This is a genomic window from Stenotrophomonas sp. YJH_SMC_120 (assembly GCF_059368675.1).
Genome location: NZ_JCAFRY010000002.1, coordinates 12454 through 24565, shown reverse-complemented (window position 1 = coordinate 24565; position 12112 = coordinate 12454). Strand labels below are relative to the sequence as shown.

The window sequence follows — 12112 nt, the reverse complement described above, 5'->3', positions numbered from 1 at the left end:
CACCAAAGCGGGTTGCGGTAGATCCACGCCATGCATGGATGGTCGCCATGCGGCGCCTGCTTAGGCATCCGAGACACCCTTTCCGTGCCGACTGAGAACACCCGAGACAATCCCCGCGCCAATCGCGCCGAAACCGAAAGCGATGACATTCCTGACGGTCGATATGAGCAGCGCGAAGTTCAGTTGCCACGCGGTAGGAGGTAACCACCTGGAAATGTCCTGCAGCCGATCAGATAGCAGCTCGAAGCTCAGATAGTTCACGCTTGCACTGAGTATCAGGAGACTTCCAAACACACATTTCGAATGATCGCCATGTACGTTTCTTCTGCAGAAGAGGTAGAAAACCAGGTAGCAATTGATCACCAACGACGCAATTGCGCTGGCGAAACTACCGTCGGCCGTGATGAAACGCGCCTCCGGCAGCCGTGCCTGAAGCTCACTGAGCCCACCCCAAGTGCAGAGCGCGACGACAACGAACATCTCGACCATGCGCATGTCGCTAGTTCGGGAAGGATCGTCGATCCATTCCCGGAAGCGAACAGGCAAACTCTTCGCGTCGCAATCCTCGCCCGATCCTGCTGATGAAATAATGCGCAACTGAGGAATCATCTACTCACCGCACCAGCATCACTTCCCCACTGGCATCGGTGCGCAGCGAAACCGGCTGTGGCTGGCGCAGCCACTGCGCCAGGTCACGCGGGCTGAGCGGGCGCGAGTACAGGTAGCCCTGGATCTCGTCGCAGCCCTGGCGGCGCAGCATGTCCTCTTCCTGGTGCGTTTCCACACCCTCGGCCACCACCTTCATGCCCAGCACGTGGCCCAGGTGCACGATGGCCTGGGTCACTTCGGCCGTACCCGAATCGTGCAGCATGCCCTGCACGAAACTGCGGTCGATCTTCAGGCGCCCCACCGGGAAGCGGTTGAGGTAGTTGAGATTGGAGAAGCCGGTACCGAAGTCATCCACCGCCAGCGGCACGCCGTGCCGTTCCAGCACGTCGAAGCAATGGCGCAGGATGTCGGTGTCACGGATCAACGCCGACTCGGTCAGTTCCAGCTCCAGCCGCTGCGGTGGCCAGCCATGGGCGTGGCAGATTTCGATCACGCGCTCGGCAAAGCCGCGGTCTCGCAGCTGTACCGCAGAAACATTCACCGCAATGCGGTCGAAACGCAGACCGGCACGGTCCCAGGCGGTTGCCTGGCGGCAGGCCTCATTCAGCACCCAGTCGCCGATCCGCACGATCTCGCCGCATTTTTCGGCAATGGGGATGAACTCGGCCGGGCTGCAGTAGCCGATCCCGGGGCGGTGCCAACGCAACAGTGCCTCGATCGCCGGCGGCTCGCCGTGGTGGGCGTGCAGCAGCGGCTGGTAGGCCAGGCTGAACTCTTCGCGCTCGATGGCGCCGTGCAGGGCATGCTCCAGCTCCAGCTTGCGCTGGATGCGGGCCAATGCGTCCTGGCTGTAGTACTGGTAGGTGTTGCGCCCCGCTTCCTTGGCCGCGTACATCGCGGCATCGGCGGCACGCAGCAATGAATCGAAATCGGTCTGTGCATCGCCCAGCATCGCGATGCCGACGCTGGCGCCGACCTTCAACGTGGTCTCGCCACGACGCAGCGGCTCGGCCAGCGAAGCGATCAGCTTGCGCGCGACGTGGCCGGCGTCTTCCGGCTCGGCCAGGTCGCGCAGTACCACGATGAATTCATCACCACTGAAGCGGCCGAACAGGTCGTTGTTGCGCAGGTTCTGGTGCAGGCGCGTCGCAGCGGCCTTCAGCAGTGCATCGCCGGTGGCGTGGCCGAAGCTGTCGTTGATGGTCTTGAAGCCATCCAGGTCGATGAACAGCATCGCCAGCGATGTGCCACGGTCACGTGCTTCCTCGATGGCCTCTGCCGTCTGCTCGCCAAGCAGCACGCGATTGGGCAGGCCGGTCAGCAGATCGTAGTGGGCCAGCAGTTCGATGCGCTCGTTGGCCTCGCGCTCACGCGTGATGTCACGGAACAGCACCACGAAGCGCGGCGGCAGGCCGTCACGGCGGTCCAGCTCGATCAGCACCTGCACCCAGACGCGCAGGCCGGACTGGCGGTAGAAGCACAGGTCCAGCTGCTCGGGCAACCCGCCGTTGGCGATGCGCGCCAACGCCGCTTCGAAGGCGTTGCGTGAGTCCTCGGTGTACAACGCCAGCGCCTGGTCGAGGGTGATCGGTTCCTTGCGCAGGCCGTGAATGCGATAGCACTCCTCGGTCCACTGCATGTGCCGGGTCTTCACCTCGATCTCGCAGCCGCCGATGCGGCCCAGCGCGGAGACGCGGTTGAGCAGCTCGGTGCGCCAGCGGATCAACGCGTCGGTCTGGTGCTGCTCGGTGATGTTCTGCACCTGTCCGAGCAGTCGCTTGGGCTGTCCGTCCATGTCCAGCAACGGCTGCATCCACAGCCGCAGGTGCTGCGACGGCTCGTTGCCCCGGGTCAGTTCCAGTTCGAGATTGGCGGCACGGCCATCGCGCCACAACCGCCGCCACGCCGCACGCAATGCGCCACGTGAACGTGGGTGCAGCTGCTTCAGCCAGCGCCGCTGGCCGGGTACGGCGCCCTGCTCCAGCGCAAGCATCGAACGCAGCTCCGGCGACCACCAGAAATGACCACTGCTGGGGTCGAACGACCAGCTGCCCATGCTGGCGATGCGCTGGGCCTCGCTCAGGTGAAGCTGCTGTTCCTGCAGCAGCCCTTCCAGCTGCTTCTGCTGTTCGATATCGGTATGGGTACCGACCATGCGCAGCGGCTGGCCATCGGCGGTGCGCGCGACCACGCGGCCCCGGTCCAGTACCCAGCGCCACTGGCCATCGGCCTGGCGGAAACGGAACTGCGCGCTGTACTGCTCGCTCAAGCCACGCAGATGCTCGTCCAGTGCGGCCCGCACCTGGGCGATGTCCTCGCCGTGCACGCGGGCCAGCATCTCGATGGCGGTTTCATCGCCCACTGCCGGGGTGCGCACCACACGGTCACTGGGAATGTCCCAGTCCCACAGGCTGTGGCCGGCACTGTCCAGCGCCAGCTCCCAGCGCCCACCGCCGCCGAGCGGCACCGGTTCGGGAATGCTCAGCGTGAAGGCCAGCAGGTTGCCGGCGCCATCGTGCACGGCGCGCAGGTGGCCATCGTAGTGCCCGTTCGGGCCACCCGGCAGCGTGCAGGCCACGATGCCGCCATCGGCAGCCATCAGGCGCAGATCTTCCAGCATCGGCGCATACGCAGCCACGGTGGCCGGCAGGCCATGCTCGCGCGCAGCCGGATTGGCCGCCAGCGGGCGACCCGTGCGGTCGACGATGACCAGCGCCGACGCAAGCGGGTGCTGCAGCAGGCTGGCGATGATCCCTTGGTCCACGCGATCTTGCTCCGGATGACACGCCCGTCAGCGGGGCACGCAGTGGTTAACGGCGCCTGCGGCGGATAATTGAGTGGTCTGGGCGCACCTGCGCGGTAAGATGGCCGGCGCCCCTTTCAACCAGCCCGTCCATGCCTGCAGAACCGACCGGCACCGCCCTTGTACCCGATCCGCGGATGGCGCAGGCGCTGAGCCGCGACCGGCGACGGGTGGTCCTGAGCTACCTGGTGATGGCATTGGCCTGGATGATCGCTTCCGACAGTGCCGTGCAGGCGCTGGTGCCGGATCCGCAGCAGGCGGCGATGTGGCAGAGCGTGAAGGGCTCGTTCTTCGCACTGGCCAGTGCCGGCCTGCTGTACCTGCTGCTGCGGCCGCTGGCCGAGCATGTGCTGCACACCCATGCGCGCCAGCAGGCCTCGGAGCTGCGCCTGCGGCAGATGTTCGAGGGCAACCCCGGCCCGATCCTGGTCTACGACCTGGACACGCTGGCGATCCTCGATGCGAATCCGGCTGCCTGTACCGCCTTCGGCTGGGAGCGTGACGAACTGCTGGAGCAGACCATCGACGCATTGTGGCCGCCAGGCCAGGACCAGGCGCTGCAGACCAAGCTGGAGGCGATCCGCGAGGCGCCGGAGGAACTGTGCATCCTGCGCACCCAGCTGCAGCTGCGTGACGGCTCGTTGCGGCAGATGGAACTGCGCTCCAACGCCATCAGCTATGACGGCCACAACGCGCGCTTGTTGATTGCCATCGACCGCACCGCCGAAGACCTGGCCCAGCTGCGCCGTGACCAGGCGCTTGCGCGGGTGGAAGAAGCCCACGAACTGGCGCGCATCGGCGCCTGGGAACTGGACCCGTCCACCGGCATGGGCCGCTATTCCAACCAGGTCTACCGACTGCTTGGCCGCCGGCCGCCGGAAGCCCGCCGCTGGCACCGCTTCGACGAGCTGCTGGTTCCCGCCGACCCTGCCACCGCCACCCAGACTGAACAGCTGCTGGCCGATCTCTGCTCGGGTGATCCGGTGCAGGTCGACGTACTGCTGCCCCTGCTGTCGATGGACGGACGCGCCCTGATGGTGCACCTGCGTGCCGCCAGTGGTGTCGATGAGTCCGGCCGCAGCCGCGTACTGGGCACCCTGCAGGACGTGACCGAGCGGGAGCAATCGCGACGCCTGCTGCGCGAGCGCGAAGAACAGTTCCGAGAGCTGGTGCGGGTGCTGCCCGATGGCGTGGTGATCCTCTCCGACGAGCACGTGCTGTACACCAACGCCTGGGCGGCCAGCCTGTTCGGCTATGGCAGCCATACCCTGCTGGGTGAGCCGCTGTCGGCGCTGGTCGCTGCCGGTGATCTGGCCCGCGTCCGCGGCCAGCTGCGTGCAGGACAGCCACACCTGGGCCCCGGCCACAGCAGCGTGGTGGCCATGCAGCGCGCCGACGGCCGCAGCTTCCATGCCGGCCTGGCGGTGGGCGAGGTCCGCTATGGTGGCCGCGACTGCAAGCTGCTGATCGTGCGCGACCTCAGTGATTCCGAACGGACGCGCAGTGCACTGGAAACCAGCAACCGCGAACTGCAGGCGATGGCCGGCCGCCTGTTCTCCCTGCAGGAAGACGAGCGCCGCGCGATCTCGCGCGATCTGCACGACGACATCGGCCAGGCGATCACGGCGATCAAATTGTCCGCCCATGCCGCGCAGGACGAGCACGATCCGCAGCGCCGCGCCGAGGACCTGGCACAGATCGTCAGCCTGGCCGACACCACGGTAGCCAAGCTGCGCGACATCTCCACTCTGCTGCGCCCTCCGCAGCTGGACGCGCTGGGCCTGGAAGCGGCCCTCAGCTGGCAGGCGCGGGTCCTGTTCCGTTCTTCGCAGGTGGAGCTGCTGGCCGAGATCGAGCCCCTGCCTCATCGCCCCGACAACAGCATCGAACAGGCCTGCTTCCGCATCGCACAGGAGAGCCTGACCAACGTGCTGCGGCACGCACGCGCGAGCCAGGTACACCTGCAGCTGCGCGACATCGGCAAGCGCAGCCTGCACCTGCAGATCCGCGACGACGGCGAAGGTTTCGACCCGGACGGCCCGCGCGGCCTGGGCCTGATCGTGATGCGCGAGCGCGCGCAGAGTGTCGGCGGCCATGTGCGCATCGAGTCCGCACAGGGCGAAGGCACCCTGATCGACGTTCACCTCCCCTACCAGGCGGCCAGCATGGCCGCCGTTGAGTCACCGGAATACTGAGCCTATGTGGAATCCCAACCAGCCGCCGGTCAGCATCGATGATGCACCCGATCGCCTCGGTGCCGGCAACCCCGAGCTGCAGGCGATGGTCGCCGAAGCGGCCTCCGGCGGCACCGCGCTGATGCTGATGCACGTGGACATCGACCACTTCGCTTCCGTCAACGAGAACATGAGCGCCGAGGTGGGTGACCAGGCGCTGGTGCTGGTGGCGCAGCGGTTGCAGTCCTACCTGCGCGGTCGCGGCAAACTGTGGCGGCATGGCAGCGACGAGTTCCTGATCGCGGTCCCGCGCAACGCCGACGTGCCGCTGCCGGAGGACTTCGCCGAGGAGATCCGGCAACAGATGGAGTTGCCCCTGTCGGTGCTGCCGTACACGCTGTTCATGACCGGCAAGCTGGGGGTGAGCCTGTGCCCGGAACACGCCAGTAACGCCTCGCGACTGCTCGACCACGCCGAGGATGCGCTGTACCAGGCAGCCCGCGAAGGTGGAAACGCGGTGCGCATCCATGCAGTGGATACCCCGCCGAGCGCGCACAGCGAAAGCATCATCGCGCGCCAGATCGTCGACGCGATCCCCAACGGCGAGCTGAAGCTTCGCTACCAGCCGCTGGTCAGTGCCCGCGACGGCCACGTGGTGGGCATGGAGGCGCTGCTGCGCTGGCAGTCCCCCACGCTGGGCATGCTGGTGCCGGAGCGCTTCATGCGCACCGCCGAGCGGCTGGGCATCATCGTGCAGATCGGCACCTGGGTGCTGGAGGGCGCGCTCAAGCAGGCCCGCCTGTGGCGCGACCAGGGCTTCGACGACTTCACCATTGCCGTGAACGTCTCCACCCTGCAGCTGCTGCGGCCGAACTTCTTCGCTGAAGTGATGGGCCTGATCCAGGCCGCGGGCGTGCCGGCACAGATGCTGACGCTGGAGATCAACGAAAGCGCGCTGACCAACAATGTCAATTTCGTGCACGAGACACTGGCCAACCTGCGCAACGAAGGCATCAGCCTGAGCCTGGACAACTTCGGCACCGGCGATTCCAGCCTCAGTGCGCTGGTGCGTTACCCGGTGGACAAGCTGAAGATCGACCGCAGTTTCATCAAGAGTGCACCAGCCGGCAACCGCGAAGCGGCCATCGCACGCGCGATCATCGCCATGGGCCACCAGCTGGGCATGACGGTCATTGCCAACGGCGTGGAATCGCAGGCGCAGCTGGGCTTCCTGCGCCGCAACGACTGCGACGTGTTCCAGGGCTACCTGTTCGGCGAGCCGATGTCGGCCGATGCCGCCGGCATGACCCTGCGCCGCCGCTACCTGCGCCCGGAAGCCTTCGCCGAGACCCGCCCGGACCGCACGCTGCTGCTGCTGGACGACGAGGAGAACGTGCTGCGCTCGCTGGTGCGCCTGTTCCGGCGCGATGGCTACCGCATCCTGGCCGCCGGCAACGTGCGCGATGCGTTCGATCTGCTGGCGATCAACGACGTGCAGGTGATCCTGTCCGACCAGCGCATGAGCGACATGAGCGGCACCGAGTTCCTGGGCCGGGTGAAGATGCTGTACCCGGACACGATCCGGCTGGTGCTGTCCGGCTACACCGATCTGAACACGGTGACCGACGCGATCAACCGTGGTGCGATCTACCGCTTCCTGACCAAGCCGTGGAACGACGATGAGCTGCGCAAGCACATCCACCAGGCGTTCCGCACCTATGAGGAGCAGCGGCGCAGCAACGCCGGTCCGGCGCCTGCCGAGAGCGGGGATGGCGGCGAGGATCGCCCGCTGCGGTAACGATCCCGTCTGGTAGAGCCAGCCGCTGGCCGGCTGCTCTCGATGCCCGGTTCAACGAGGTTGCCGGCCAGCGGCCGGCACTACCCGAAGCGCGACTCCAGGTCGGGGACAAGCCCTGGTAGAGCCGGCCGCTGGCCGGCTGCTCTCGATGCCCGGTTCAACGAGGTTGCCGGCCAGCGGCCGGCACTACCCGAAGCGCGACTCTAGGTCGGGGACAAGCCCTGGTAGAGCCGGCCGCTGGCCGGCTGCTCTCGATGCCCGGTTCAATGAGGTTGCCGGCCAGCGGCCGGCAGTACCCGAAGCGCGAACCCGGTCGGGGACAAGCCCTGGTAGAGCCGGCCGCTGGCCGGCTGCTCTCGATGCCCAGTTCAACGGGATTGCCGGCCAGCGGCCGGCACTACCCGAAGAGCGAACCCAGGCCGGGGACAAGCCCTGGTAGAGCCGGCCGCTGGCCGGCTGCTCTTGGGTGTCCGGTTCAACGCGGCCGGCACTACCCGAAGCGCGAATCCAGGTCGGGGACAAGCCCTGGTAGAGCCGGCCGCTGGCCGGCTGCTCTTGGGTGTCCGGTTCAATGGGGTTGCCGGCCAGCGGCCGGCACTACCCGAAGCGCGAACCCAGGTGGGGGACAAGCCCTGGTAGAGACGGCCGCTGGCCGGCTGCTCTTGGGTGTCCGGTTCAATGGGGTTGCCGGCCAGCGGCCGGCACTACCCGAAGGGGTCAGCGCGGCTGCTTCACCGGCAGCACCACGCGGAAGCGCGAGCCCACGCCCGGGGTGCTGTCCAGGTCGATGCGGCCATGGTGCTTGTTGATGATGCTGTAGGAGATCGACAGGCCCAGGCCGGTACCGCTGCCCACCGGCTTGGTGGTGAAGAACGGATCGAAGATGCGCTGGCGCAGTTCCGGCGAGATGCCGCCGCCAGTGTCTTCAAATTCGACCCATACCTGGTCACCGTCGACACCGGTACGCACGGTGATCGTGCCGCGCTCGGCAATGGCGTGGCCGGCGTTGAGCAGCAGGTTCATGTAGACCTGGTTCAACTCGGACGGCAGGCACTCCACCAGCGGCAGCTGGCCGAACTCACGCACCAGGGTGACCTTGTACTTGAGCTCGTTCCAGATGATGTTGATGGTCGATTCCAGCCCTGCGTGCAGGTCGACCAGCTTCCACGATTCGTCGCGGCCGGAATACGAGAAGTCCTTCAGGTCACGCACGATGCGGGTGACCCGTTCGATGCCTTCGCGCGATTCGGCCATCAGCTGCGGCAGGTCGCGGCTGATGAAATCGATGTCCAGGCGGTCACGGATATCGTCGATTTCCGGAATCAATGCCTTCGGGTCGGGCGCACGAAGGGCGCGTTCGTAGGCTTCGATCACCGTGAACAGGCTGCGCAGGTACTCCTGCAGGCTGCCCAGGTTGGAGTGCACGTAGCCGATCGGGTTGTTGATCTCGTGCGCCACGCCGGCAGCGAGCTGGCCGATGGACGCCATCTTTTCCGACTGCAGCAGCTTTTCCTGGGTACCGTTGAGGCGCAGGTAGGCCTGGCGCAGCTCGGCATGGCGCTGCTGCAGCTCGCGCTCGTAGTCTTCCTGCCCTTCGATATGGCGGAACAACGCCAGGAAGTGCCCCTGGCCGACCGGGCCGTGGTGGTAGAGGTGGGCGATGACCACCCCCTCCCCCAGCGGCAGGCTGCCGTTCCAGTGACCATGCTGCCGCGCCTGTTCCAGCGCATCGGGTGGCAGCAGCTCACGCAGCCGCTGCGGCGGCAGTGCACCGTCCTCCCCACCGGCCAACAGGTTCTGCGCGGCCGGATTGGCCAGCGCCACCTGCCCGTCTTCAGTGAACAGCAGCAGCCCTTCGCGCAGGCGCTCAAGCAGGGCCTGCAGCACCGGCTGCGGCGGAAGGGGGGCGGTAACCAGGGCGTTGGCAGCGGACACGGCGACTCGGGACGTTCGAACAGGCGCCCAATATACGCGGTCACGCAGCGGGCTTCAGCCCGCGGGGGTGGGTAGTGCGACCGCCGTCGCGTCAGGCGACGGCGAGTGGGCGGCGGGCAGTAACGGTGTGTGACTGGCCCTTGGCGTCATAGGCCGAGGCGTCTTCGGTACGGCCCAACTGGCGCAATGCCCAGTTGACTTCGCGTCGGCGCCGCGAAAGCAGCACGCCATTGGCGCGGTTGCGCTCGGCCAGTTCCTGCAGCTGCTCGCCCTGCCCCACCGGCGGCGCGCCTTCCAGCGCACGCAGCGCTTCCAGCTTGGCGCCGGTGGCCCGGATCAAGGCGTGTACGTCGTGCTCGACCAGGGCCTGGCGTTCAACGTCCAGGGCCTGGGCGAGGCGCTGCAGCGGCTCGCTCATCGCCGCGGTCATCCGTGCAGCTGCTGGTCCAGATCGAGCATGCGCGATGCGATCGCGTCCGGATTGATCTTGTAGGTGCCGTTCTGCAGCGACTCGCGCACGGCGGCCACGCGCTGGGCGTCGATCGCCGGGGCGGTGGTCAGCTCACGCTCGATGGCCTGCAGATTGGTGGCCTCGCCGGTCAGGCGCAGGCTGTCGGCCGCTTCGACCGGACGTGCTGCCGCATCGGTGCTGACGCCGGGCTTGTTGGCCGGGGTCGTCACGCTGCGCAGTGCCTGGGGGACCTGCAGGTTGCCGTCGATTTTCTGGCTCATGGGGTGTCCTGGAGTTGCCGTTCACAAGGGATAACGGCCGCAGGGCCGTGATCTTTAGGGATATTTTGCGGTAATTCAACGCGCCACGATTACGTCACCTGCGGCATCGACCGTGCCCTGCACGATCCGCCGCGAGGACAGGTTCTCGACCGAGACCCGCTCGTTCTCACCGGCATCACCCATCGCACGGCCGGCAATGCGGACCTCGACCGAACCGCGACGCGACACCAGGGCCACATTGTCTCCTCGCTTGATGAGACGCTTAACCACCAGGTCGTTGTTCGACAGCAGGGCTCCGGCCTGCAACGGACGGCGGGCGATGCGGCCGATCGCTGCATTGGGATCGGCCAGCACCGCACCGGCAATCCGGGCAGCGTCACGCTGGGCAGTGGTGATATCGGCGGCGGTGAGGGTTTCTCCAGTGCCGATTCCACGATTGAGCACCAGCACGGTCTGGTTGCGCCGCACCTTCACCGGCACGAACAGGCGCCAGCCCCCCGCATCAGGGCAACTGACCTCCACCGTGGTGTTGGCGGTAGGCTGCACCTGCAGCGCGCCGCCACACCTGGGCAGGCGCAGCGCATCGGCCACCTGGGCCTCACCCTCGCTGCCGGCCGGCAGCGTCGACAACGCTGCGGTGCGGATGCTGGCTACGGGTTGCCAGTCGGCGGCCGCCGCCCACGGCGAGGCCACAGCAAGCGCGATGGCCAATAGAGATGTGACCCGGCGCATGGCGCCTCCTGTCGATGGGACCTGGCCCAGCTGCGTGCAAGGTGTGTGCCAGAGACGAGGTCTCGGGATGGGGATGTGTAGAGTCGACCGTTAGTCGACTTTCGCGCGAAGCGCGGGATCTCCCGCGATCGGACAAGAGCAGTCGACCGCGAAGAGCAGTCGACTATAAGAGCAGTCGACTCACAGTCGATTCTACAGAAGCGGTGTGGAGCGCGTGGGCGGCAGAGCGCCCTCAAGTTCGGCGCCTACCCCGCCGATACAGCAGCCATGTCCCATGACCTGCTCAACCGGATCGACCAGCGGACCCGTCTGGCCGGCCACAATCGCCTGGCGCTGCTGCTGTTCCGTCTCGGCGGACGTCAGCTTTTTGGCGTCAATGTCTTCAAGGTGCAGGAAGTCCTGCGGCGCCCGGAACTGTTCCAGGTGCCCGGGCTGCCCAGCCAGTTCTCCGGCGTGGCCGACGTGCGCGGCCGTTCGGTGCCGGTGCTGGACCTCGGGCTGGCGATCGGCCATCCCGAGCGCGAGCCCGATGCGGACACCTCGCCCGGCTATCTGGTCGTCACCGAATTCAACCGTTCGATCCAGGGCTTCCTGGTCAGCGGCGTGGAGCGCATCGTCAACATCGCGGTGGAAGACATCCACCCGCCGCCGGAACTGGGCGCCGAATCGAGCTACCTGACCGCAGTGACCCGCTTCCAGGGTGAACTGATCCAGGTGATCGACGTGGAAAGCGTCCTGGCCGACATCGCCCAGGTGCGCGGCGAAGCGGTGCTCGATCCGGCGATGGCGATGCCCTCCGACGGCCCGCAGCTGCAGGTGCTCGTGGTGGATGACTCGCGCGTTGCCCGCCAGCAGATCCGCAGCGTGCTCGACCAGCTGGGCGTGGGTGCCACCCTGCTCTCGGACGGCAAGCAGGCGCTGGACCATCTGCTGCAGATCCACGCCTCGGGCGAGAACCCGGCCGAGCGCTATGCCATGGTCATCTCGGACATCGAGATGCCGGCCATGGACGGCTATACGCTGACGACGGAAATCCGGCGCCATCCGGGCCTGGCCGGGCTGTACGTGCTGCTGCACACCTCGCTGTCGGGCGTCTTCAACAACGCCATGGTCGAGCGCGTGGGCGCCAACGCCTTCGTCGCCAAGTACTCGCCGCACGAGCTGGCCGATTTCGTGCTGGACCGCCTGCGCAAGGTGGCGCTGGCGGCCTGAGGCCACTGATCCGGTAGTGCCGGCCGCTGGCCGGCAACCGCAGATCCATCGGGGAGCCGGCCAGCGGCCGGCACTACCCTCTCGAATTTGGCACACCCCTTGCAGCTTCCCGGGCAA

The 12112-nt window shown here is 66.9% G+C and carries 9 protein-coding genes; 3 read left to right on the top strand and 6 right to left on the bottom strand.

Translation table 11 applies throughout. The annotated features are described in order from the left end of the window. Positions 1-60 precede the first annotated feature (60 nt). Complete coding sequence (locus tag AC5P60_RS04150; protein WP_141097855.1) at positions 61-609, bottom strand: hypothetical protein; 549 nt, start codon at positions 607-609, stop codon at positions 61-63. A 4-nt stretch (positions 610-613) separates the two neighbouring features. Then, a complete protein-coding gene (locus AC5P60_RS04145; protein WP_495201683.1) occupies positions 614-3373 on the bottom strand; it encodes a bifunctional diguanylate cyclase/phosphodiesterase in 2760 nt (919 codons plus the stop codon). A 131-nt stretch (positions 3374-3504) separates the two neighbouring features. On the opposite strand from AC5P60_RS04145, the gene AC5P60_RS04140 reads away from it, so the two are divergent. After that, positions 3505-5607: a sensor histidine kinase gene (locus AC5P60_RS04140; protein ID WP_049403810.1), complete on the top strand. Its 2103-nt coding sequence runs from the start codon at positions 3505-3507 to the stop codon at positions 5605-5607. A 4-nt stretch (positions 5608-5611) separates the two neighbouring features. Then, a complete protein-coding gene (locus AC5P60_RS04135; protein WP_005409582.1) occupies positions 5612-7384 on the top strand; it encodes an EAL domain-containing protein in 1773 nt (590 codons plus the stop codon). 717 nt (positions 7385-8101) lie between these two features. On the opposite strand, the gene AC5P60_RS04130 is transcribed toward AC5P60_RS04135, so the two are convergent. The 4 genes from AC5P60_RS04130 to flgA all read right to left on the bottom strand — a co-directional run bounded on the left by AC5P60_RS04130 (position 8102) and on the right by flgA (position 10783). Continuing rightward, complete coding sequence (locus tag AC5P60_RS04130) at positions 8102-9319, bottom strand: ATP-binding protein (RefSeq protein WP_005409581.1); 1218 nt, start codon at positions 9317-9319, stop codon at positions 8102-8104. 91 nt (positions 9320-9410) lie between these two features. After that, a complete protein-coding gene (locus AC5P60_RS04125) occupies positions 9411-9749 on the bottom strand; it encodes a flagellar protein FlgN (RefSeq protein ID WP_005409580.1) in 339 nt (112 codons plus the stop codon). Beyond that, on the bottom strand, positions 9746-10051 hold the full coding sequence (flgM, locus tag AC5P60_RS04120; protein WP_005409579.1) for a flagellar biosynthesis anti-sigma factor FlgM: 306 nt from the start codon (positions 10049-10051) through the stop codon (positions 9746-9748). Before flgM ends, AC5P60_RS04125 begins: the two co-directional genes overlap by 4 nt. Before the next feature lie 75 nt (positions 10052-10126). After that, positions 10127-10783 (bottom strand): flagellar basal body P-ring formation chaperone FlgA, encoded by a 657-nt coding sequence (flgA, locus tag AC5P60_RS04115; protein ID WP_495201682.1) that lies wholly within the window; start codon positions 10781-10783, stop codon positions 10127-10129. A gap of 267 nt (positions 10784-11050) precedes the next feature. Here flgA and AC5P60_RS04110 point away from each other — a divergent pair, with 267 nt between their 5' ends. Next, on the top strand, positions 11051-11995 hold the full coding sequence (locus AC5P60_RS04110; RefSeq protein ID WP_008267639.1) for a chemotaxis protein: 945 nt from the start codon (positions 11051-11053) through the stop codon (positions 11993-11995). Positions 11996-12112 lie beyond the last annotated feature (117 nt).